We start from the raw sequence: 21,521 nt of genomic DNA, 5'->3' as shown, positions 1-21,521 counted from the left end.
TCAACGCCCGAAATAGTCGCCGCTTCTGGCCTTGCTCTTACTTCGACTGCTGTATGGGCTATTGTTTAGGCCTGAGCATGGCGTTGTTTCCCAAATCGTTGAACCATTCCGTGTTGCCGTGATCTGATCCGCGTCGCACTCACGGGAAACAACGGATGGGCAAGGCCAGACACAAGATCAGCAACTGGGCAGCGTACAACCGCGCATTGGTCAACAGGGGGTCATTGACCGTCTGGATGGACGAGGCCGCCATCCGCCATTGGCGCTGCCAGCAGCACCACGGTGGCCGGGGGCGAGGCTTTGAGTACAGCGATACCGCCATCGAGACGGCGCTGATGCTGAAGGGCCTCTTCAACCTGCCGCTGCGGGCCCTGGAGGGCTTTATCAACTCCCTGTTTCGACTGATGGAGGTGCCGCTGTCCTCGCCCAGTTACAGCTGTATCAGCAAGCGTGCCAAGACGGTGACTATCCGCTATCGCCGGCGCAGCCAGGGCGACATGACCCACCTGGTCATTGACGCCACCGGCCTCAAGGTGTTCGGCGAAGGGGAGTGGAAGACACGCAAGCACGGCAAGGAGAAGCGGCGCGTCTGGCGTAAGCTGCACCTGGCGGTGGATGCCGACAGTCATGCCGTCGTTGCCGCCGAAGTCAGCCTGGATAAGGTCGGCGACAACGAAGTGTTGCCGTTCCTGCTGAACCCGCTTCGCCGTCGCATCGAACGAGTCAGTGCCGACGGTGCCTACGACAGCAAGGGGTGCCATCGGCTGGTAATGAGAAAGGGCGCCAGGGCTGTTATTCCACCGCGCAAGACAGCAGGGTTCTGGGAGGATGGCCATCCCAGAAACGAAGCGGTGGCGGCGCTCAAGGCCGGTCGCCTTGATGAATGGAAAAGTCGCAGTGGCTATCACCGGCGTTCCCTGGCAGAAACGGCGATGTCCCGCTACAAGCAGCTGATTGGCCCAAAGCTGAGCCTGCGCGACTACAACGGCCAGGTTGCCGAAGCCCTGGCCGGGGTGAAGGTGATGAACAAAGTCATAGGACTGGGTATGCCCGAACGCCAGCAGGTCGGCTAAGGGCCTGGCGGCCTTGGGGGTTGGGCCGTCCAGAGACTGATTTGATCAACAACGCCCCTGAGCATCTCTATGACCTGTGAATCCACCCAGTAGATATCTCCCTCAGGGTCACCGCCGTCTTCCGCACTTGTTGGGCTTCGATTAAAAAATAGATACTTGCCATCGGGCGAGACATACGCGCTTGCCTCAACGCCGTCAGTATTTATTATCGCCCCCAAGTTTATGGCCTCCCCCCATGAGCCATCTTGTTGGCGAAAGCTGATATAGAGATCTGTATCGCCATATCCATCGTCCTTTTCACTATCCCAAATTAAGTAAGATTCATCTGGTGCGATAAAAGGGTGGGCAGTCCATTTTCCCGAGTTTATTTGCGGTCCCAACAATTTTGGGGGCTGACGTATGCCATCTTCAATTTCTGAAATTCGGATTACATCATTATTCTTATAGTCATCAAACACATAAGTGCCTTTGGCTGAGGCCGAGAGACGCATGATGCCCCAATCTTCCCGGTCGAACATGGGGCCCAGGCTTTTTATCTCTGACCAGCCATTACTGGTGCGTTCCATGTATTTATTGCCCAGATGCATGATCTTGCCATCTGGCGCAAGTATAGGACGCCCCACTCTGGGTCCCACCACTGATTCTTGCCACTGGTTATTTTCCAGCTTGAATCTTATCAACCTCCATTTTTCAGTGTCGACGTCCCTTCTGGAAAAATAGAACTCTTTCATATCAGGGGTGAAGGAACCGCTATAGTCACGATGCCTAGTCGCCACATATCCAGGAGCAAATATTTCTGGGGTTAGGCCAGGTGGCTTTTGCCCAAGGTAGGGACCTTTTAATACTGGACGTTCATCTTGGCTGTAACTGCTGATACTGACAACTAAAATGGAAAGAAGCAAAAAAACTGAACTGCAGGCATGTTTCATGGGTTATCCTTTTTTAATCCAGATAATGACTCAACTTAGTTTCAATGTGCTTGACAAATGGTTAGCTTAATCATGAAGGCCTTAAGACACCTGGCTTTATGATTTTGTGATGAGTTGTTCTGTTTTTTATCCGGGAATCGACAACCTCTTTGAGCGCTAGCGATGCGTGTTCGTTAAAGCGGGTGAGGTCCAGAAGCGACTGCTGCGGTTTGTTATATGGAGCATTACTCATTGGCTTCATCCGATGTTGGATATACCCACACACTGAGGCTAATCCCAAGACCTGCAAGCCTCAGCAGATCTTGATCTGTGAACTCGATACAGGCCGCAAACTGTTCTGAATCGCCAACGGTGTAGCCCAGTGAGAGATCTGCAGCCAATGAAAATTTCTTAAAATTGATATTAGAAACTTCACAACGAGCAACAAACAATAGAATATCTTCAACAAGTTCTCTGGGTGAGTTAGCATCAGCAATGGAAATACCTACACCATTATCTTCATGGACTTTTCCATTTCTAATTTTATCTCCCTGACGCCACGATGAATCAGGATCAAGTGCCAAGAGACTACACACCGTAGCTAGGTCGGCTTCACTCCCTGTAATCCATAGCTGTGCTACGTTCATTAGTTTCCCTCAGTTCTCTTGTGCCACATAACGCTTAAAGCAGCGGCGCGCTCACGCGTCCGCCTGCTTTTACTTGTATGGTTGATTCTGCTCGAAAACGGGTAAAGTGGAGGCCCACCCTCAACGGCCATTGAGGGCCTTTATGCAGCAGCTCGGTGATTGGCCGGCTCCTCTTACGAGAGACCGATAACAAGTGGGTAGCGCTGCATAACTCCAAAGCGATAACTCGAACAGTCATCGGGGCCTCGAGCCCGCATAGCAAGGCAGAGTCAGCTTATTACCATGAACGACAAAAACCAACTTCAGATCCATGTCGGCGTCGATGTCGGCAAGTCCAAGCTCGATATTGGGCTCCATCCCTTAAACCTTCATTTCAGCGTGCCTAACGACGAAGAGCATATCCCGAAGGTGATCCAGCTACTCAAGCAGCATCAAGTACAAAGCATCGTCACCGAAGCCACGGGCCGCTATGAGCATGCCTTTGTCTTCGCCTGCGACAAGGCCGAACTGCCGGTCATCGTTGTCAATCCCATCCAGATCCGCCGCTTCGCCCAGGCCATCGGTGTGCTCGCCAAGACGGACAAGATCGATGCCGCCGTCATTGCCCGCTTCGCCGCCACCATCAAGCCGGAGTACAAGTCCATACCAGACGAACAATCCAGGTTGATCAAGGACTTGCTTATCAGGCGCACCCAACTGCTGGAGATGGCCACCATGGAGAAGAACCGTCTGCAGATCCTGCCCAAGGCGCTCCATAGCTCGCTCTCATCTGTGCTGAAAACCTTGGAAAAGCAAATCGACTCGATCACCAAACAGCTTGATGTGCTGGTCGTCCAAGCCAAGCATTGGCGCACAAAGTCCGAGATCCTGACCAGTGTGCCCGGCGTTGGAAAAGTGCTGGCCTATACCTTGCTCAGCGAACTGCCGGAGCTTGGCAGACTCAACCGAAAGGAAATCGCCGCCTTGGTCGGGGTCGCGCCAATGAACCGGGAGAGTGGTTCCTATAACGGCAAGCGTCGCATCCGAGGTGGCCGGCACCGGGTCCGCACTGTGATGTTCATGGCCATGATGTCGGCCATTCAATGCAACCCGGTTTTCAGGCGTTACTACGCCCATCTGAAGGCAGCCGGGAAGCTTCCGAAGGTGGCTCTTATCGCCTGCATGCGCAAGCTGATCGTCATCCTCAATACCATGGTCAAGAACGGCGAGAAATGGTGCGAAAAAACGGCCTGATCTGTTGACTGAACACCACAGTCACTTGTTAGCTACTCTCAGAGGCGTTGTTTCCCAAATCGTTGAACCATTCCGTGTCGCCGTGATCTGATCCGCGTCGCACTCACGGGAAACAACGGATGGGCAAGGCCAGACACAAGATCAGCAACTGGGCAGCGTACAACCGCGCATTGGTCAACAGGGGGTCATTGACCGTCTGGATGGACGAGGCCGCCATCCGTCATTGGCGCTGCCAGCAGCACCACGGTGGCCGGGGGCGAGGCTTTGAGTACAGCGATACCGCCATCGAGACGGCGCTGATGCTGAAGGGCCTCTTCAACCTGCCGCTGCGGGCCCTGGAGGGCTTTATCAACTCCCTGTTTCGACTGATGGAGGTGCCGCTGTCCTCGCCCAGTTACAGCTGTATCAGCAAGCGTGCCAAGACGGTGACTATCCGCTATCGCCGGCGCAGCCAGGGCGACATGACCCACCTGGTCATTGACGCCACCGGCCTCAAGGTGTTCGGCGAAGGGGAGTGGAAGACACGCAAGCACGGCAAGGAGAAGCGGCGTGTCTGGCGTAAGCTGCACCTGGCGGTGGATGCCGACAGCCATGCCGTCGTTGCCGCCGAAGTCAGCCTGGATAAGGTTGGCGACAACGAAGTGTTGCCGTTCCTGCTGAACCCGCTTCGCCGTCGCATCGAACGAGTCAGTGCCGACGGTGCCTACGACAGCAAGGGGTGCCATCGGCTGGTAATGAGAAAGGGCGCCAGGGCTGTTATTCCACCGCGCAAGACAGCAGGGTTCTGGGAGGATGGCCATCCCAGAAACGAAGCGGTGGCGGCGCTCAAGGCCGGTCGCCTTGATGAATGGAAAGTCCGCAGCGGCTATCACCGGCGTTCCCTGGCAGAAACGGCGATGTTTCGGTACAAGCAGCTGATTGGCCCAAAGCTGAGCCTGCGCGACTACAACGGCCAGGTTGCCGAGGCTCTGGCCGGGGTGAAGGTGATGAACAAAGTCATAGGACTGGGTATGCCCGAACGCCAGCAGGTCAATTAAGGGCCTGGCGGCCTTGGGGGTTGGGCCGTCCAGAGACTGATTTGATCAACAACGCCACTCTCAGACACCAAATAGTTCCCATTAACTCCCTTTTTGGGACCTCCAAATACACTCATGTATGGAAACAATTTTATTTTCAGAAACCATAGGCTGCTAACCATAAACAAAGCCAACCCCAGCTCAACAATATTTACTGTAAAATCACTGCCAAATCCCTCTATATGGGTTGGCAGCCTCATTGTCGTTAATAACCCATAAATTAGGTATGCTTGATGGTAGTTTTTAAAAATTCCGAAAATTAGTGTAACAAAAAGAGTGAGAATAGTGATCACTATCGCCGTTGCTTTAAGGTCTCCAGATTGCAATATCCCATATAGTGAAAAAGTCATGACCACAGCAAGAAGAGTCATAATTCCAACTAATATATAATTCAGTATTCTGTACCTGCTTATCAGTTTTGGGTCTCGGACACTTGCTATAGCTGTTGCTAGTTTTTTATCTGATATTTCTTTTCCCGCGTATTTTTCGAATATACCAGCTCGGGTTAAGCCACTATCAAAATCAGATTGGCATTGTTTCTTTAATTTCCAAATATTCAAAAGGTACTCCAAACTTCAATGAGTAGCTAGACATAATGATTCCCTGTACAAGTGTCGGCCTCCGGTGTTTTATCGTGGATTAGTCAGACCAGAGCCACACTGTTTGTTGTAGGCACAAACATCACAGGAGGCCGACATGTCTAAAGCTAACACACTTTTCATCGGGTTGGATGTACACAAGGAAACCACTGACGTCGCATGGGTTTCAGATCAATTGGGAGAGGCGGTGCAATATCATGGCACCATCCTCACCAACATCCGCTCTTTTGATAAACTCATTAAGAATCAATTAGCCAAAGCCACCAAACTATGCGTGATCTACGAGGCAGGACCTTGTGGCTTTTGGCTATATCGCTATCTGCAACGGCGCGGTGTTGAGTGTTGGGTCATTGCTCCGGCACTTATTCCGAAAGCGCCTGGCGACAAAGTGAAAACCGACAAGCGCGACGCCATGACCTTGGCGCGTCTGGCCCGCAGTGGTGATTTACAGCCTATCTACGTCCCGGATGAGCGGGATGAAGCTATTCGCGACCTTATTCGTTGCCGGGAAGACGCCATGCTGGACCTGCGTCAGGCCCGGCAGAGACTCAAATCTTTCCTGCTACGTCACGGTCACCCATGTTCGGGCAGGCAGAACTGGACCGAGGCCTATCGTCGCCATCTGGCCGACATCAGCTTTGCAGAGCCTGCCAGTAAAATCACCTATCAGCATTACATCAATATCGTCACCGAACGGTATGAACGCTTGCAGCGGCTGGAGCTTGAGCTGCAGACCCTGGCCGACTCGTGGCGCTGGTACCCGTTGGTGCAAAGACTGACGGTACTCAGGGGGATCCGCTTCCTCTCGGCCGTCACCTTGGTGGCCGAGCTTGGAGACTTGCGCCGCTTTGCTTCCCCCCGATCCCTGATGAACTTTGTGGGTTTGACGCCCGCTGAGCACTCGAGTGGTCAGCGGGAGTGGCGGGGAGGCATCACCAAGTGCGGCAACAGCCACGCCCGACGAATATTGATTGAAGCCGCCTGGGCTTACCGTTTCCCGCCGAAAGTATCGCGAGAGTTGGAAACACGGCAGCAAGGGCATTCCATCAAGCTGCAGAGTCGCTCCTGGGAGATCCAACAACGATTATGCGGGCGATTCCGTGCACTCAAGGCCCGGGGCAAGGAGTACAACAAAGTGGTCACGGCCGTCGCCCGGGAACTAAGTGGTTACCTCTGGGAGCTGGCACAAGACTTTGACGTGGATTTGCCACGGGTTAGTTGCTAACTCCAGGGGCGCAATAGATACACACTGACGGTTGTGGGTGGCGGCAGCGGTGAGAGCAATCCTCGAGGGCGTTAAGCGGTGACATCCGCGCTCCTAGACTGAGGCAAGGCTCCAGCGGCGCAAACAAGTAATGCGGTTAAAATCCGCGGATATCAGCAAGGTCAACCGCCGACACTTACTTGCCAAAGCCCAGCCGCCAGTGTGACCTTACCGGGTTTATCTAATTCTCGGTAAGGCTATCTTTGTCTATTTGACAAAGGGAATCATATCAACGCCTCAATCACCGGCCAGCCGAAGTGGAGCCTAATTTGTGCTATAGTGAGCGCAGCGAGCGCACAAATTTGGCGGAACGGAGGTTGGTCCGCGTGCATTGATTTGTTAGCTGATTACTCTAACGGCATTAAATACCAGTGAATTAACGCAGGTAGGAACTCCAGCATATGCAAAGCATCAGGTTCACTAAATCTACCACCAACATATAAAACGCCATTGTTTTCTTTTTCCCATTCACTCGTAAACCGTTCATGATCTCGATTTACATGAGTTATACCACTTGCAGAGCTATAAATATTTTTAATTTTATCTTTCTCTTCTGGATACCCTAAATTTTCAAGTTTATCTCGCACTTCATATGGTTTGAGAAATTTTCCTTTATTATATTTTTCTGCCAAGTCAGGTTTTACGCAAAGAAGTTTATAAGCTGCTAAAACTTCTATTGCCGACCTTTCACAAGTAATCGCATCTGAAATCATTCCGCTCTCAACCAGAATAAAGGAAGAATAAAGATGGTTTATAAAACGAGCAGCCAAAACCATTTTAACATTCCGAACTAAAGATTTTGGGGAATCCTCTAGACTCCGAAAATACTCCGAAAATAAAGATACCGCTTCGTCCCAAGCGTTCTTATTTTTCATTACTAATGACTCAGTGTCTGATCGAATCAGCTCTGTGTGCTTTTGTAATTTTTCAAATGTATATCTCATATGTTTCGACTTTTGGAGCAGCTAACGCTGTATTGTGCGCACGCCTGTTATCTATTGGTAAGACCTTTTGATAATGGCGTGCAATGCTTTGAATTTGTGTTGATTATTAATCAGAGTCCAAAGTGCCAGGGTTCAAAACGCGCATGCGCGTTATCACCCCCAGGATGGCGTGATATCCTGAACTCCGACCACCATCTAATAGCCTGTATAACAGAGCTTTTAACATATGTGAATGAGATAAGCGTGCCTTCTTCCCGGCGGTAACGCGCATCATTGAGCAGGCTGTGCTAGATGTGCTGTATATCCATACAGTTTCGAGGCCGCCATGAAGAGTCCTTTTCTGGAATCCATTCGCCGTGAAATGCGGTTGCGTCAGTACAGCATGCGAACGGAGAAGACCTACCTGTATTGGATACGTTGCTACATCCACTTTTATCGCAAGCGTCATCCCGCCGAGATGGATGAGCGCCATGTCCGTATCTTCCTGAGCTGGCTGGCCGTGGAGCGCCATGTGGCCGTTAATACCCAGAAGGTGGCCTTGAACGCGTTGAACTTCCTTTATGGTAAGGTTCTGGAAAGGCCGCTGGCGGAGCTTGGCTTTCAGTTGGCCCAAAAGCCCAGGTACTTGCCCGCAGTGTTGTCCGCCGACGAGGTGAGGGCCGTCTTTGCAGTCATGGCGGGCGGGCAACTGTTGATCATGAAACTGCTGTACGGTACCGGCATGCGTATCAGCGAGTGCCTGCGTCTGCGGGTACAGGATCTGGACTTTTCCCACGGCGTTATCACCGTCCACGACGGCAAGGGAAAGAAGGATCGCACCACCTTGTTGCCGGCTTGTTTGGTCGCGGCTCTGGAGCAGCGCATCACTCGCGCGTTGGCGCTTCAGGCTGGTGATATCGCGCTGGGCTCTGGCGCGTCCATGCCGGCGGCGCTGGCCCGCAAGTACCCCAATGCCTGGCGCACGCCGGGATGGATGTTCGTTTTTCCGGCAACTCGGGTTGGCGAACACCCGGTGACGGGCCGCCTCTGCCGCCATCACCTGCATGACAGCGTGCCAAGAAAGGCCCTGAAGGCGGCGCTGGCCCAGCTGCCCGGGTTGCACAAGCGGGTGACCTGCCACACCTTTCGCCATAGCTTTGCCAGCCAGTTGCTGGCCAACGGTTACGATATCCGCACCGTCCAGGAGCTGCTTGGCCACAGCGACCTGAAAACCACCCAGATCTATACGCACATCCTGGGCAGCCATTTCAGCGGCGTGACAAGCCCGGTGGAAAGCCTGGAACGGGTAGAGGAGGGCGGGGCACGCTACCGCCCTGCCGTGGCGCGATAGCCCTGTATTCATGGCTATCTGGCCAAGCATCCCTGCTTAGTGATTCCGGGTACGATAGCATCCCATGCCCGTTTACTAAACAACGGTTTCTTAAGGCAATTTTTTCTGGCATCAAGAGGATGTCCGTATGGCTTTGGCAGGCCGGCGGGGCAGCAGGGGCTTTGCCGCCGTCGGGAATAGGGGCGGTGCTAAGCTGAAAAGCAGGCTCCGGCAGTTCAGGAAGGCACCATGCTCAGGCCCCAGCTTGCCCCTCATCAGTTGTCCCATCAGCACCTGCACCTGGAAGGGGAGCTGGGGGTGCTGTGTTGGAACACTCAGAAGCTGACATTAAGCGGTGATTTCCGGCTCTGCCTGGCCAGGCTGATGCGCCAATACCCCACCACGCTGCTGCTGCTCCAGGAGGCCAAGCTGGCCGTGGACAGGCGGCTGCACCTGGACGGCTGGTCCTATGCGGTGTCGCCCAATATCCAGACCCAGTCGCACCTGTTCGGGGTGCTGACGGCGGCCCAGAGCGCCTTCGAGGAGGTCACGGCGCTGCTGAGCAGCACCCGCGAGCTGCGTTTTGCCACCCACAAGAGCCTGATCCTTACCCGCCACCCCCTGGCCGGGCGTGAAACCCTGCTGGTGGCCAATGTGCACGCCATCAACTTCGTGCGCCATGGCCACTTCTACAATGAAATCAACGCCCTGAAGCGGGAGCTTCTGCACCACAGGGGGCCCTTGATCGTGGCCGGGGATTTCAATGTCTGGAACAAGACCCGGCGCCGCCACCTCAGCGCCTTCTGCAAGGAGATGGGGCTGAGCCAGGCGGTGATGGAGGATCCCCACCATGTAAAGACGCTCTTTCGCCAGCCCCTGGACTTCATCTTCTACCGGGGCATGACGCTGCGCAGCGCCACCGCCATCGATACCGACGTGGTGTCCGACCACAACCCCATCTACGCGTCCTTCGTCCTCTGAGGCGGGAGTCGCTTCGGCGGCTTGTTGCCGAGCACTTTGCAAAATAAACGGGCCGGTCAAGCCGGCCCGTTGTGACTAGGGAGACTCCCGCCCCGGCCCCAGCAGGGGGCAGAGGAAATAGGTGTCGCCCTCATCCATGACGCCGTCGCCGTTGGTGTCCAGCCACCAGCGGCCACCCAGGTAGCCGACATCGCCCGGACCGAAGTCGGTTTCCAGGCCGTCCGCGGTGGGGATCAGCTCCTGGAAGCGGCCCTTCATGGGCAGGCTGTCAACGATGACGATGGAATCGAAGTAAAGATCCTGGCTGATCACATAGACCACGGGGCCGGTGCCGCGGCCCGTGGTGCGCTCGGCGTTGGCCAGGCCGGGCAGCAGGGCCAGGGAGCCGGCCAGTGCCAGGGTGGTAAGGATCCGTGTTGCTTTCATTTTTGGCGCCTCCAATAAAAACCCAGGGGGCCTTGCATGCAGGCTAGAGGACCGGCCCGGCCGGGGGGCCATTTCGGGGGTAGGCGAATAAAAAGAGGGGCAACTGCCCCTCTTGTCGTACCTATCGTCCCCTGCCGGGCTTTTGGGCGGGCGCCATCCCCATGCAGCTGGCGTAGTAGGTGACGGTGCCGGGCCAGTCGGAGAAGATGCCGAGCACCCCTACGTCCCGGGCCAGCACGTCCACCAGGGTCAGCATGTCGCCGTCGTTGTTGATGGCGCCGTCCAGGCCCTGGTAGTACCAACCGCCGCCGGACGTCAACGGGCCGGAGCGCTCCAGGGACCAGGCGATGATGTCCAGGCCGGCGTCCCTGGCGTGCCTGGCGTACAGCGACGGCACCATCTTGCCCTGTTCATCCAGGGTCACCAGCATCCACAGCGGCGGCGCTATGATGTTGACGCCCTGGGCCTTGAGGCTGGCCATGTCCGGGGTCCAGCTGGCCGGGTCGTTAACGTCGAAGGCCGGATCCTCGTAGCGGTCGTCCAGGTACACGGCCTGCTGGCCGAAGGCCGGCTCCTGGGCCAGCCAGTATTTCACATCCTCCAGGTTGAAGGACTGGGGCCAGACCTTGTCGGGGCTGACGCCGGCGGCCTTGTATTCGTCAATCATCTTCTGGGCGTAGTCCTGCTGGCTGAAGCCGTCGAAGGGCATGGCCACGCTGGGGCTCTTCAGCTCCGGGGTCATCTTCACGCCCATGGCCTTGAACAATGCGATGCTCTCGGCGTGGGTCATCAGGGTGCCGGTCTGGCTGTAGAGATCGGTGCGCCAGCCGGGGGTGGCGTCCATATAGTCCTCCACCGTGGTGGCCATGGGGTTGGCGGCGTCCATCTTGCCCTTGAGGGTCTTGAATTCGGCCAGGGTGATGTCGGAGGCGCAGCACTGCACCTGGGCCGGCACGCCGTTTTGCGGGTCGGCGGGGGTGAAGGGCACCGAGCATTTCTGGGCCAGCTGCGGGTGGGCCAGGATGTCGGTGGTGGTGTGCAGATCGCACTGGGAATGGCGGCACACCAGCGCCTTGTCCTGGGTGAAGGTCACGTCGCATTCGACGATGCCGGCGCCCATGGCCGCGGCCGCCTCATAGGACTCCTTGGTGTGTTCCGGGAACTGCAGGGCGGCGCCGCGGTGACCGATGGAAAAATCGGTGCGGTAGAAGGGGCCATTGGCGCACTGGGCCAGCTTGTCCTTGAGGGGGCCTTCGTCCATGTCGGCCACCAGGTAGAAGGGGCGGGGGCCCACCTGGGCCTGCTTGTGCAGGCGCTTGTCCCAGCCGTGGCCGGCCTTGTCGGCGGCCAGGCCCTGAGTGGCGGCCAGGGCCAGCAGCATGATCCCGAGAGTCGGCTTCAATGCCATGGGTGTTCTCCTAATATTATGCTTAAGCGTGAAGGTGTTAGCGCCGGCAAGCCTAGCGGCGGACGATGACGTTTTGAGGGAATTTTGGTGACAAAAAGAGGGCGGGGCGATGAATGACAAAGACGAGCTCATCAGGCTGTTGGGGACCATCTGTGACAACCAGGCCAGGCAGATCGCCCTGGCCGAAGCCCACCTTGAGCGGGCCCGGCGCCAGGTGGAGGAATCCCTGGCCCTGCAGCGTGAATCCATGGCCAAACAGCGGCTGGTGACCCGGGTCACCGTGCCCGGCATCGCCCTGTGCCTGGCCGCCATCGGTTATTTGGTGCTGCGCTATTTCTAAAGGCACGGGCCCGGCCGTGCTGGATAGGGGAGCCGGCAGCTACCTTTTCACCAGCACCAGTTCGGCGCTTCGGGCCAGCATATGCTGCTGCTTGATGCTGAGCTGCCCGGTTTTGATCTCCTGCCAGAGCCCTTGCCAACCCTCCAAGTCGGCCCTGTCCAGGTAGCGGCTGGCCTGGTGCTGGCGGTGGAAGTGGGCGGCATTGTTCATGGGCAGCAGCTCTTCCGTCAGCCCGGGAACCAGCAGGGCGTCGGCCCTGGGCAGGGTGTGGGCGATGCGCAGGCCGGCGGGATCCAGATCGGTAAAGACGATGACCTGGCCAGTGGCCGGCAGCTCTTGCAGCAGCCGCTTGCTGCCGGCGGCCAGGCCGCGGTGGCCACGGTACAGCACCAGGGCATCAGCCAGGCCGTCAGGGCCCAGGCCAGGGCGCCACAGGTCGAAGGTGTCCAGGTTTTCGATAACCAGCACCCTGGCTATCCTGTCCAGCGCCAGGCTGGAAAGCGGCAGCCTGAGGCTGGCCTCGGGGGGCAGGGGCGGCAGGCCGGGCAGGGCGCCCTTGACCAGCACATGGTGCCGGTCCGGGCCCTGCGGCGCCAGCTTCTCGTCGATGCTGCCGTGGTCGGCGTAGGCCTGGCGGTCACCCGTTGGCAGTGGCGCCTTGGGATCGAAGCCGAAATGCCGGCTGGCCAGCTCCCTGAGCAGCTGGCGCTGGCGGGCGTCGAAAACCAGCCTCTTGCCTTCTTGCCCTGGCTCCAGCTCGAAATGGGCGATGATCTCCCGCCAGGTGGCAGTGGCGGTGACCAGGTCCTTGTGGTCGAACAGCAGCTCGTGGATGGCCTTGAGGTGCTTCCTGCCTAGGCCAGCCACAGGCTCACGTCCCGGATGATGAAGTTGCCGGTAAAGACGGGGTGGGGCTCGCCGACGGCATCCAGCTCGAAGTGGCGGCGCTGTTCTTCGGGCAGGCCCTCGTAGCCGTTGATGATCTGGTACAGCCAGCTCTCGGCGTTCCAGGGCAACCGGTGCCTGTGCAGGTATTCGAGGGCGGATTCCTCCCGGCCGCTGTCGATGACGGCGCAGAAGTAGTCGTCCACGGCGGCCTTGATGGGGCTGAGCGCCACCTCGAAGTCGTCGATATCTTCCAGCACCAGGGCCGGCGCCTCCTGGGGCGCCTGGCTGGCCCGCTCCAGCAGGCCCGCCGCCTTGATGCGGCCCACCAGCTCGATGAGCTCGCCCTCGTGCTGGCCGTTGTGGATGTCCACCGCCGCCGGCGCCAGTATGGCCTCGGCCTGGTTGAACAGCTGCGGCACCTCCTTGTGGCCGGCATGGTTGCCGACCTTGTAGTCGGGGTGCTGATCCAGGTGCAGCAGCCAGCCCTTGAGCAGGCGGGTGCGGCCGCGGATCTCCCGGAACCGGCCCAGCAGCTCCAGCAGCCTGGCCTGGACCATGCCCAGCTCCTGGGCGCATTGCGACAGGGTGTTCTGCAGGCTGGTCACCAGCAGGCGGCGCAGCTCGCGGATGTCGCCGGCCAGCTCCGCCAGCTCCTGGAAGCTGACCATCTCCAGGCCGTTGAGCAGTTCGCTGACCTGGGACTGGGCCAGCTCGTTCTCGCGGATCTTGGCGTTGATGGTGCCCACATAGCCGAACTCGTTGTTGATGCGGCTCCACAGCACCCGGATGTCGTGGCGCAGGCCCTCGGCGAAGCCGTAGACATGCTCGGACAGATCCGAGAGGTAGGCCTCGGCGGCGCCGTAGTCGCCGTTGTGCCTGGCCTCCTTGTAGTGGGCGGCCAGGGTCTTGATGCCGGCCAGGGCCGAGCCCAGGTTGGTGTCGATCTGGCGGTTGCGTTCGTCCTTGAGGGCTTCCTCCAACAGGGCGCGGACCGACTTGCGCAGGCGAAGGTTGGCGCCTTGCTCGGGCCTAAACAGTATGCCTTCCTTCCTGAGCCTGTCCTCCACGGCCGGCTCCAGCTGGCCGTCGGCCACCTCGCCCGAGAGGTAGGCGTCCATGATCACCTCGCCGTGGCGGCCCAGCAGCTTGAGGAAGCGCACCCCGGCCTGGTGCAGGTTCTGGCTCATAGCAGGCTGCCCTGGCTGGTGGCGGTCTCGGCCTGGGCTTCCAGGCTGAGGGCCTCGGTTTCGTCGATGAAGCGGATCACCTCGTAGAGGTAGTCCAGCTTGCCGGTGGCGATGTAGATCTGCTTGTCGGGGTTGGGCTTGATCAGGTAGCCCAGCTCCACCAGGCGCTTGAACACCTGCTTGATCTGGCCGTCCACCTGGCTGGAGGTGGAATTAAACAGCCGGTAATGGCTGATCCGGGCCAGCTGTTCGCGAAAGGCCGGGGTGTCTTCCACTATGGTCTGCAGTTCGCCCAGGCGCACCGGCGCGCCCTCGGTCAGGGGCGCGTCTTGGGCGGTGGCCTCCTGCACCAGCACCAGCCATTCCACCAACGGCGTGAGGCCGTTGCAGATATCCTTGAATTGCTGGCTGATCACCCTGCGCTCGGCCTCGCCAAGGGATTGGTAACCGCAGAAGAACACGTCGCCGTCGTTGCCCGTGCCCACCACCGCCACGGTGCGGTTGAGCTGGGCCAGGTAGTCCTCGATGCGTTCGCGGTTGGCGGCGTTCTTGAGCAGGCGCCAGCCTTCCTCGTCGGTGGTGCGGCAGATGAATTCGCCCTTCAAGAGGCGTTCGATGACCTGTCCTGTGATAGAGAGCATTTACACCGCCTCCCGCTGACGTTGTTTCTGTTTGAGCTTTTCGGCAATGGGGTCCAGCTTGGGTTTCACCACCTGCAGCTGCCGGGTCTGCTTGTTGACGATGTAGCGGTTGGCGAACAGATCCAGCACCTCGGAGTCGGGGTTGGGGAAGGCGCCCAGCACCCGGATATCGTTGTTGGAGCAGGCATCGAAGATCTTCTTGACGTTGTTGTAGTGCAGGGTGCCCAGTTCGTCTATGGGCCAGTGGATGGTGACCCTGGCCCGGCCCCTGAGCAGGCGGGTGAAGGCCAGCAGGAACTTGCAGAGGATCAGGTAGGCCATGCCGTGGCTGGACGACTCGCCGAGCTGGCGGTCGGTGCGGATGACCAGATCCGAGTTGCCCTCGCGCAGGCGCAGCTCGATTTCCAGCAGGCCGGCGATGCCGCCGGACAGGGCGGAGCGGCCGATGATGTCCAGGGCCCGGCGCATGGCGCTGGTGTAGTCCTCGCTGGGCAGCTCGCTGAAGCCCTCGGCCTTCCAGTCCTTGTAGGCCTTGATGAAGGCCTGCAGCTCCGGCCAGAACTCCAGTTCGCTGATCTTGGAGCGGATGCGCACCGCCGAGTCGGAGACGCCGTCCAGGAACAGTTCCTCGCCCACCTCGCGGGTGATGCGGGCGCTCTGGGAGGCGATGCGGCGGTCGATGTCGGCCAGCACGTCGTAGTACTTGTTCAGGTCATCGCCGAAGATCCGCCCCTGTTCGCGCAGGGCGGTGATGCTCTGGGGCACCATGACGTTGAGCAGCTGCTTGAGCTCCGGCACCAGCTTGCGGTAGTCCAGCAGGCGGATACCCTTGTCGTTGATCAGGGAGCACTGCTCGCGGCTGCGTTCCCAGGTTTCGCTCAGGCTGGAGCCGGCCTGGCCGGCGATGACGCCGTCGAAGCGGTCCACATAGGCCTTCACTGAGGCCAGGTGCTGGTCGCGGCCCAGCAGCAGCTCCTCGCCCAGCGCCAGGCGCTCGGCGAGGCCGCCCATGGCCTCGACCCCGTCCCTGGGCAGCTTGAGCTCGCCCAGCTTCTTGAGCAGGCTCTTGATCTTGGCCAGGAACTCCTCGGCCTGGACCTTGGCCTGCCTGGCCTGCTGAATGCCGTCTTCCAGGGCGTTGCGCTGCTGCTTGTGGCTGGCGGTGGCGTCCTTGAGCTGCTGGTCCAGCTTGGCCACCAGGGCCTTGAGTTCGGTGTTCTGGGCCTGGAGGCGGGGCTTTCTCTGCAGCCAATTGTGCTGGTACCAGTCGTCGAAGCGCAGCACCTCGGCGCGGCGCTGTTCGGCCTTGGCGATGCGGCCTTCCAGATCGCGGATCTGCTGCTTGAGCTTGAGGATCTCGGCCTCGTCGACGCCCCGGGACTTGAGTTCCTGCCGGTACCAGCTGTCGCAGGCCTTGTGCTCCTCCCTGGCCTTGGCGCGGCGGTCTTCGATGCTGGCGCGCAGCTGGCTGAGCTGGTCCTCGATGGCACCGACCACTTCCTGCCAGTAGGCGGTCTTCTCCATGCGTGCTTCCAGGGCCTGCTCCTTGAGCTCGTCCAGCCAGAGCTGGTGGTCGCTGTCGAGCTGCTTGAGCCGGTTGTCGAGCTGGCTCAGCTGCTGCTGGCCCTTGCGCTTGCGCTCGGCCAGGGCGGCGTTGATCTTGTCCTGTTGGGCCTTCTTCTCTTCGAACAGGCGGCGCAGGTCTTCGTGGCGGTTCTTCTGCTCGGTACGGGCAAAGGTGAGCTGGCGATTCAGCTCGTCCAGGGCCTCGCCGGCGGCCACCAGCTGGGCTTCGGCTTCCTCCTGGAGGTTTTGTGCCTCCAGCACCGCTTCCTCGGCCCTGTCCAGGCGTTGGCGCAGTTCCTGTTCGGACTGGGCATAGTCGGGGGTGTCCAGGGCCGCCAAGTCCAGCTGGATGCCGAACAGGGCGTCGGCGCCTTCCTGGCTCAGGCTGGGCTTGAGGTCGCTGCGGTGCAGCAGCTCCGGGTGGATCACCTTGCCCAGGGTCGCCTCCCACTGGGGCCTTTCCTTGCGCAGGAATTCCAGCAGGCTGTGGTGGCCGGGGTAGAGGATCTGCTTGATGTCCTCCAGCTGGGCCTGGCGCTCGCTGACCCGGCGGCCGGCCTGGCGCAGGATGTCATTGGCGTCGTCGCGCTTGGCGCGCAGTTGCCGCTCCTGGTGCTGGAGTTGCTCCAACTTGGCGCGGGCGGCCTCGGCGGCTTCGTCGGCCAGGTGGATGCGCTCGTCGACGATCAGCAGGGCCTGGCGCTCTTCGTCGCTGTAGTTGGCGCCGTCCAGCTGGGCCTGGAGCTGGCTTAGCTCCAGCTTGAGCTGGTAGCGCTTGTCCTTGAAGTCGTCGATGCCCTGCTGGCGGCGCTGGTTGAAGCTCTGCTCCAGCTCGGCCAGCTCCTGGCTTTGCTGCTGGCGCTTGGCGTCGCGCTGCTCCTGGAGCTGGTCCTGCTGGGCGCGCAGCTCGTCCAGCACCTGGGCCAGCTGCTCGCTGACCTTGTGGCGGCGCTCGTTGTAGGCGGCCTCCACGTCCTGGTGCTTTTCGGTCTGCAGCTTGTGGCGGGCCTGGAGGTTGTCCCGGTCGTCGCGCCAGGCCGGCAGCAGCTCCAGATCGGCCTTGGCCTGCTCAATGTCGGCCTCCATGAAGGCCTGGTGCTGTTCCTCGAGCTGGTCGAGATCCTCTTCCACCTTGGCCAGATCGCCCCTGGCGGCGGACAGCTCCTGGTTGAGCTCGTCGCGCTGCTCCTTCCAGCTGTTTTCCAGCTGGTTCTTGCGAAAACCCAGCTCCTCGATGCGGTTGTTGCTGGTTTCCAGCTGTTGCCACTGGATGGGCTCGTCGGCCTTGTAGCCCTGCATCAGGCCACTGAGGCGCAGCTCGCAGGCCTTGAGCTCCTCGAATTCCTGCTCCAGCTTGTCGAACTCGGGACGGATGGCGTTGAAGCCCTGGATCAGCTGGCTTTCGCGGATCCAGGCCTCGACCCGCTGGGGGTTGAGGCGGGAGGCGGGCGGGGTAACACCGTCTTCCTCCAGGATGGCGGCGATCATCGACTTGATGGTCTCCATCTTGCCTTCCTTGGAGTGCACCGCCTTGGCCAGCTTCTCGATATGGCGCAGGGAATGCTCCGGCTCGCACAGGGAGAACTGGCGGGCCCAGGTGCGCAGCTCGCTGCGGTTGCCATTGGTGCCGAGCAGGCTGCGGTCGTTCTGGATGATGGCCTTGAACTGGCTGGTGTTGAGCAGCTTGGTATGGTTGACGCCGGCGCGCTTCAGCTCCCGGCCCAGCTCGGCCATGGCCAGGAAGCTGATGCTGTCGCCCTGGCGTCTCTTGATGAAGTCGTCCAGCTCGAAGCCCTTGCCGATGAAGCGATAGTTGACGCCCTTGCCGTCGCCGGCGGAGGCCAGCACCACCTGGGCCAGCTGGCCGTCCAGGCGCAGGTATTCGTAGATGATGTAGCTCTGCTCGGTGGGCAGGTACCAGCGCTCGAAGCTGTCGCGGGTGGAGGGCACCACCCGGCTCGGATATTCGCCGTAGAAGACGGGAACCAGGCGCTGCAAGGTGGTCTTGCCGGAGGCGTTGGTGCCACAGATGTTGGTGTGGTCATCCAGGGCCAGCTCCACCACACCCTTGAGGTGGGTGTTGATCAGAATGATGCGGTTCAGACTCGGCATGAAAGTCCTTTGTTATCAAAGCACAGGGCGCACGGCCTGCGAAAATAAAAGCCGAAGGGAAAGGGGCTAACATAGCAAAGCCGGACCGCTAATGCACCAGCCTGGAAAGCCCCGCCGGCGCTGGCCTTGGCGGCCGTTCAAGGTGTCGTCAATAAAGGGCTTTTCAGCCGCGGGGCAGGGGCTTTGCCATGGGCACGCAGGGCAGGGTGATGCCACGGGGTGAATGATATTGGTCGACCCGGTCACCGACAAAACCGCAGCGCCGGTAGAAGGGGGCAGCATTAAGGGTGGCCTCGAGAAAGAGGCGGTTGAGGCCCGCCCGGCGGGCCAGTGCTTCCAGGTGCGCCATCATGGCCAGGCCCAGGCCGCTGCCCATGGCTCTTGGGTGGACGAAGATGGCGTCCACCTTGCCGGTATCGAGACAAATCATGCCGGTGGCCATCACCCGGCCATGGAGTTCGGCCACCTGAAAGTGCTCGGCCACCATGGTGATGAAGTCATCGGTCATGTCGCCTTCGGTCCACAGCGCCAGCACCTCGGCGTCGTAATGGGCGGGGCAGGCGACCCGAATGGCGGCGTTGCGGATATCCCAGGCGGCCTGGGCGTCGTCGCGGCTGGCTTTGCGGATGATGGTCATGGGCTCTCCCTGGCGGTGAGCCTCTATCCTTTCAGCTAACGGGAGAGGGATGCAAGGGGAGGCGCTACCGATGAAAGTGGTAACGCCCTTCAGCGGTCAGTAATAGCCAACCGTACTGACGAGCCGCTCTGCATGGTCGAAGATATCGTCCAGTGATGTCAGAGGGATTCGCTCTTCTATCTTGTTTTCGTCGAAAACGCCAAGGTACTTCTGATTGCGGTTAAAGTGCAGCCGGCAGATGGGTTTGCGGTTGTTATCGTCAAGCAGGATGCCGAAATAGCTCTTTGTGTCTCTTGCAGCCAGGCGTTGCAGGTCTACGTGGGAACGAAGGATGGACTTTACGATATAGAAGCCTTCAAGCTCTTCTTCTGTGGTAACGATATCGGGCTTCGCTTTTTCAGGATTGTCCAAGATGATTTCTTCGACTACATCTTCTGTTGCCATTGCACTCTTCAGCCTGGTGTTAATCTCTTCATTGAGAAAGAGTTTCATGGCTTTTTTGGTCAGCTCTTCAAACTGCTGACGAACGGCTGGCATGAGCTTGCCGTCATAAACCTGGCTGGCGAAATGTTTAACCAGTTCTTCTGAAGGTGACTTGAATTCGGCCGAGATCAGCTTTTTGATCGCACCGGTGTACTTGAGTTCTCCAGCGCAGGAAAGCATGGCATCAATGTCAAAGGCATCCTTGGTGAGCCTCTTCAGCTCAGGCACTATCGCTTCGTTTAACTCCTCGAGGTTCAGCTCTAGAAAGGGGCGCTCATCCATTTTGTTGGGGGCATCAAGGTCAGTAAAAAATTGGTATCGAATGCCATTGGTCAGGATGGCTAATCTGGCTTCGGTGACACTGAAGTACCTGAAAAGCTGTGAAGCATGCTTTGAGTTGAGTTCGGAACCACAATGCTTACATTCAATTAAGGCAACAATACGCCCCTCTCTGGCGATCGCATAGTCCACCTTTTCATTGCGTTTGGTACCTACATCTGCGGTGAACTCAGGGATCACCTCTGAGGGGTTGAACACGTCATAACCCAAAACAGAGTTGATAAAGGGCATGACGAAGGCGTTCTTTGTGGCTTCTTCGGTTTCCAGCTGGCCTTTTTGACTTTTTGCTTTGGTGACAAGGTTGTTAAGCCGGTCTGTGAAATCCATTTCCATGGTCTCCTGTTGAGGGAAGGGGATCAGCGGAAAGTATTGTTTGGATTTCAGGAAGTTGCCATTTAGGGGGAGATTTTTAGGCAACAACAAAGCCACCCGAAGGTGGCTTTATCGTAGATGGTGGGTGATACCGGGCTCGAAGCGGTGTTCCCCGGTTCTTGCAAGGGCGGGAGGTGCCGCACCGAGCGTTGATCATAGTGGGAAAACAAAAAAGCCACCCGAAGGTAGCTTTTTTTGAATTGGTGGGTGATACCGGGCTCGAACCAGTGACCCCCTCCTTGTAAGGGAGGTGCTCTCCCAACTGAGCTAATCACCCTGAACTCTGTAGAACGGCGTGGGATGAATGCCATTCGTTTTAATATGGTGGGTGATACCGGGCTCGAACCAGTGACCCCCTCCTTGTAAGGGAGGTGCTCTCCCAACTGAGCTAATCACCCAAAATCTGTGCGTTACCGAAGGGTCAGTAACAATTGTATGGTGGGTGATACCGGCCTGGCCGGTTATCCCCGGTTCTTGAAAGGGCGGGAGGTGCTCTCCAGTCTCTCAAGACAAAATATGGTGGGTGATACCGGGCTCGGCCGGTTATCCCCGGTTCTTGAAAGGGCGGGAGGTGCTCTCCAGTCTCTCAAGACAAATATGGTGGGTGATACCGGGCTCGAACCAGTGACCCCCTCCTTGTAAGGGAGGTGCTCTCCCAACTGAGCTAATCACCCTGAAATCTGTAAGACAACCTATGGGAAGTTGGCTGTCTGTTGTTCATCCAGCCGCAACCAGATGCTTTGCAATATGGTGGGTGATACCGGGCTCTAACCAGTGACCCCCTCCTTGTAAGGGAGGTGCTCTCCCAACTGAGCTAATCACCCTGAAATCTGTAAGACGGCCCATGGGAAGTTGGCTGCCTATTGTGCATCCCGCCGCAGCCAGATGCTTCACAATATGGTGGGTGATAGCGGCCTGGCCGGTTATCCCCGGTTCTTGAAAGAGTGGGAGCTACTCTCCAGCCTCTCAAGACGCAAATTTGGTGGGTGATACCGGGCTCGAACCAGTGACCCCCTCCTTGTAAGGGAGGTGCTCTCCCAACTGAGCTAATCACCCAAATCACAGTGACGAGTGCTGTCCCCGTCATG

The 21,521-nt window shown here is 58.5% G+C and carries 19 protein-coding genes and 5 tRNA genes; 7 read left to right on the top strand and 17 right to left on the bottom strand.

Annotated features, from left to right (window positions below; all coding sequences use genetic code 11):
• The first annotated feature begins 155 nt into the window (after positions 1 to 155).
• Positions 156 to 1,073, top strand: coding sequence for an IS5 family transposase (locus WDB71_RS10140; protein WP_341501461.1), 918 nt, complete (start codon positions 156 to 158; stop codon positions 1,071 to 1,073).
• Here the strand turns inward: WDB71_RS10140 and WDB71_RS10135 are convergent.
• Together WDB71_RS10135 and WDB71_RS10130 are read right to left on the bottom strand one after the other, a co-directional pair.
• A complete protein-coding gene (locus WDB71_RS10135; protein WP_341501460.1) occupies positions 1,070 to 2,002 on the bottom strand; it encodes a hypothetical protein in 933 nt (310 codons plus the stop codon). The two genes, WDB71_RS10140 and WDB71_RS10135, sit on opposite strands and share 4 nt — an antisense overlap.
• Positions 2,003 to 2,226: 224 nt before the next feature.
• Positions 2,227 to 2,628 carry a hypothetical protein gene (locus WDB71_RS10130; protein ID WP_341501459.1) on the bottom strand — a complete coding sequence of 134 codons (402 nt, stop codon included), beginning with the start codon at positions 2,626 to 2,628 and terminating at the stop codon, positions 2,227 to 2,229.
• A gap of 282 nt (positions 2,629 to 2,910) precedes the next feature.
• On the opposite strand from WDB71_RS10130, the gene WDB71_RS10125 reads away from it, so the two are divergent.
• Positions 2,911 to 3,861, top strand: coding sequence for an IS110 family transposase (locus WDB71_RS10125; protein WP_341501458.1), 951 nt, complete (start codon positions 2,911 to 2,913; stop codon positions 3,859 to 3,861).
• Positions 3,862 to 3,980: 119 nt separating this feature from the next.
• A complete protein-coding gene (locus WDB71_RS10120; RefSeq protein ID WP_341501457.1) occupies positions 3,981 to 4,898 on the top strand; it encodes an IS5 family transposase in 918 nt (305 codons plus the stop codon).
• Here the strand turns inward: WDB71_RS10120 and WDB71_RS10115 are convergent.
• Complete coding sequence (locus WDB71_RS10115; protein ID WP_341501455.1) at positions 4,895 to 5,497, bottom strand: hypothetical protein; 603 nt, start codon at positions 5,495 to 5,497, stop codon at positions 4,895 to 4,897. The two genes, WDB71_RS10120 and WDB71_RS10115, sit on opposite strands and share 4 nt — an antisense overlap.
• 136 nt (positions 5,498 to 5,633) lie before the next feature.
• Between WDB71_RS10115 and WDB71_RS10110 the strand changes: the two genes are divergently transcribed.
• A complete protein-coding gene (locus WDB71_RS10110) occupies positions 5,634 to 6,761 on the top strand; it encodes an IS110 family transposase (RefSeq protein ID WP_341501454.1) in 1,128 nt (375 codons plus the stop codon).
• Positions 6,762 to 7,147: 386 nt separating this feature from the next.
• Here the strand turns inward: WDB71_RS10110 and WDB71_RS10105 are convergent, their stop codons facing one another.
• Entirely contained in the window at positions 7,148 to 7,675 is a 528-nt protein-coding gene (locus tag WDB71_RS10105) for a DUF5677 domain-containing protein (RefSeq protein ID WP_341501453.1), read from the bottom strand.
• Between the two features lie 394 nt (positions 7,676 to 8,069).
• Between WDB71_RS10105 and WDB71_RS10100 the strand changes: the two genes are divergently transcribed.
• Both WDB71_RS10100 and WDB71_RS10095 read left to right on the top strand, forming a co-directional pair.
• Positions 8,070 to 9,074, top strand: coding sequence for an integron integrase (locus WDB71_RS10100; protein ID WP_341501452.1), 1,005 nt, complete (start codon positions 8,070 to 8,072; stop codon positions 9,072 to 9,074).
• A 228-nt stretch (positions 9,075 to 9,302) separates the two neighbouring features.
• Positions 9,303 to 10,034 carry an endonuclease/exonuclease/phosphatase family protein gene (locus WDB71_RS10095; RefSeq protein ID WP_341501451.1) on the top strand — a complete coding sequence of 244 codons (732 nt, stop codon included), beginning with the start codon at positions 9,303 to 9,305 and terminating at the stop codon, positions 10,032 to 10,034.
• Positions 10,035 to 10,109: 75 nt separating this feature from the next.
• On the opposite strand, the gene WDB71_RS10090 is transcribed toward WDB71_RS10095, so the two are convergent.
• Both WDB71_RS10090 and WDB71_RS10085 read right to left on the bottom strand, forming a co-directional pair.
• The gene (locus WDB71_RS10090) at positions 10,110 to 10,460 is read right to left on the bottom strand and encodes a hypothetical protein (protein WP_341501450.1); all 351 of its coding nucleotides are present in this window, start codon (positions 10,458 to 10,460) and stop codon (positions 10,110 to 10,112) included.
• A 121-nt stretch (positions 10,461 to 10,581) separates the two neighbouring features.
• Positions 10,582 to 11,868, bottom strand: a complete 1,287-nt coding sequence (locus tag WDB71_RS10085) for a glycerophosphodiester phosphodiesterase family protein (RefSeq protein WP_341501449.1) — start codon at positions 11,866 to 11,868, stop codon at positions 10,582 to 10,584.
• 109 nt (positions 11,869 to 11,977) lie between these two features.
• Here WDB71_RS10085 and WDB71_RS10080 point away from each other — a divergent pair, with 109 nt between their 5' ends.
• Complete coding sequence (locus WDB71_RS10080; protein WP_341501447.1) at positions 11,978 to 12,208, top strand: hypothetical protein; 231 nt, start codon at positions 11,978 to 11,980, stop codon at positions 12,206 to 12,208.
• Between the two features lie 39 nt (positions 12,209 to 12,247).
• Here WDB71_RS10080 and WDB71_RS10075 read toward each other — a convergent pair whose 3' ends face one another.
• The 11 genes from WDB71_RS10075 to WDB71_RS10025 form a co-directional block, all read right to left on the bottom strand.
• Positions 12,248 to 13,075, bottom strand: coding sequence for a hypothetical protein (locus tag WDB71_RS10075; RefSeq protein WP_341501446.1), 828 nt, complete (start codon positions 13,073 to 13,075; stop codon positions 12,248 to 12,250).
• Entirely contained in the window at positions 13,063 to 14,283 is a 1,221-nt protein-coding gene (locus WDB71_RS10070; RefSeq protein WP_341501445.1) for a hypothetical protein, read from the bottom strand. The genes WDB71_RS10075 and WDB71_RS10070 overlap by 13 nt, the downstream gene beginning before the upstream one ends.
• On the bottom strand, positions 14,280 to 14,924 hold the full coding sequence (locus WDB71_RS10065) for a hypothetical protein (RefSeq protein ID WP_341501444.1): 645 nt from the start codon (positions 14,922 to 14,924) through the stop codon (positions 14,280 to 14,282). The genes WDB71_RS10070 and WDB71_RS10065 overlap by 4 nt, the downstream gene beginning before the upstream one ends.
• Entirely contained in the window at positions 14,925 to 18,602 is a 3,678-nt protein-coding gene (locus tag WDB71_RS10060) for an ATP-binding protein (RefSeq protein WP_341501443.1), read from the bottom strand.
• Between the two features lie 163 nt (positions 18,603 to 18,765).
• Complete coding sequence (locus tag WDB71_RS10055; RefSeq protein ID WP_341501442.1) at positions 18,766 to 19,239, bottom strand: GNAT family N-acetyltransferase; 474 nt, start codon at positions 19,237 to 19,239, stop codon at positions 18,766 to 18,768.
• Positions 19,240 to 19,335: 96 nt separating this feature from the next.
• Entirely contained in the window at positions 19,336 to 20,388 is a 1,053-nt protein-coding gene (locus WDB71_RS10050; RefSeq protein ID WP_341504204.1) for a type I restriction endonuclease, read from the bottom strand.
• 246 nt (positions 20,389 to 20,634) lie between these two features.
• A tRNA-Val gene (locus tag WDB71_RS10045) sits at positions 20,635 to 20,710 on the bottom strand.
• 45 nt (positions 20,711 to 20,755) lie between these two features.
• A tRNA-Val gene (locus tag WDB71_RS10040) sits at positions 20,756 to 20,831 on the bottom strand.
• Between the two features lie 200 nt (positions 20,832 to 21,031).
• Positions 21,032 to 21,107: transfer RNA gene (locus WDB71_RS10035), tRNA-Val, on the bottom strand.
• A 74-nt stretch (positions 21,108 to 21,181) separates the two neighbouring features.
• Positions 21,182 to 21,257: transfer RNA gene (locus tag WDB71_RS10030), tRNA-Val, on the bottom strand.
• A gap of 156 nt (positions 21,258 to 21,413) precedes the next feature.
• Positions 21,414 to 21,489, bottom strand: a tRNA-Val gene (locus WDB71_RS10025).
• Positions 21,490 to 21,521 lie beyond the last annotated feature (32 nt).

The sequence above is a fragment of the Gallaecimonas sp. GXIMD4217 genome (assembly GCF_038087665.1).
GTDB lineage: Bacteria > Pseudomonadota > Gammaproteobacteria > Enterobacterales > Gallaecimonadaceae > Gallaecimonas.
Note: the sequence above shows the minus strand (reverse complement) of the source record. Positions and strands in the feature narration are given on the sequence as shown.

Excerpts from the sequence above, each read along its gene's own strand:
- WDB71_RS10090 (WP_341501450.1), bottom strand. The coding sequence starts at position 10,460 with ATGAAAGCAACACGGATCCTTACCACCCTGGCACTGGCCGGCTCCCTG.
- WDB71_RS10120 (WP_341501457.1), top strand. The coding sequence starts at position 3,981 with ATGGGCAAGGCCAGACACAAGATCAGCAACTGGGCAGCGTACAACCGC.
- WDB71_RS10100 (WP_341501452.1), top strand. The coding sequence starts at position 8,070 with ATGAAGAGTCCTTTTCTGGAATCCATTCGCCGTGAAATGCGGTTGCGT.
- WDB71_RS10135 (WP_341501460.1), bottom strand. The coding sequence starts at position 2,002 with ATGAAACATGCCTGCAGTTCAGTTTTTTTGCTTCTTTCCATTTTAGTT.
- WDB71_RS10065 (WP_341501444.1), bottom strand. The coding sequence starts at position 14,924 with ATGCTCTCTATCACAGGACAGGTCATCGAACGCCTCTTGAAGGGCGAA.
- WDB71_RS10050 (WP_341504204.1), bottom strand. The coding sequence starts at position 20,388 with ATGGATTTCACAGACCGGCTTAACAACCTTGTCACCAAAGCAAAAAGT.
- WDB71_RS10085 (WP_341501449.1), bottom strand. The coding sequence starts at position 11,868 with ATGGCATTGAAGCCGACTCTCGGGATCATGCTGCTGGCCCTGGCCGCC.
- WDB71_RS10130 (WP_341501459.1), bottom strand. The coding sequence starts at position 2,628 with ATGAACGTAGCACAGCTATGGATTACAGGGAGTGAAGCCGACCTAGCT.
- WDB71_RS10105 (WP_341501453.1), bottom strand. The coding sequence starts at position 7,675 with ATGAAAAATAAGAACGCTTGGGACGAAGCGGTATCTTTATTTTCGGAG.
- WDB71_RS10110 (WP_341501454.1), top strand. The coding sequence starts at position 5,634 with ATGTCTAAAGCTAACACACTTTTCATCGGGTTGGATGTACACAAGGAA.
- WDB71_RS10060 (WP_341501443.1), bottom strand. The coding sequence starts at position 18,602 with ATGCCGAGTCTGAACCGCATCATTCTGATCAACACCCACCTCAAGGGT.
- WDB71_RS10125 (WP_341501458.1), top strand. The coding sequence starts at position 2,911 with ATGAACGACAAAAACCAACTTCAGATCCATGTCGGCGTCGATGTCGGC.
- WDB71_RS10070 (WP_341501445.1), bottom strand. The coding sequence starts at position 14,283 with ATGAGCCAGAACCTGCACCAGGCCGGGGTGCGCTTCCTCAAGCTGCTG.
- WDB71_RS10080 (WP_341501447.1), top strand. The coding sequence starts at position 11,978 with ATGAATGACAAAGACGAGCTCATCAGGCTGTTGGGGACCATCTGTGAC.
- WDB71_RS10055 (WP_341501442.1), bottom strand. The coding sequence starts at position 19,239 with ATGACCATCATCCGCAAAGCCAGCCGCGACGACGCCCAGGCCGCCTGG.
- WDB71_RS10140 (WP_341501461.1), top strand. The coding sequence starts at position 156 with ATGGGCAAGGCCAGACACAAGATCAGCAACTGGGCAGCGTACAACCGC.
- WDB71_RS10095 (WP_341501451.1), top strand. The coding sequence starts at position 9,303 with ATGCTCAGGCCCCAGCTTGCCCCTCATCAGTTGTCCCATCAGCACCTG.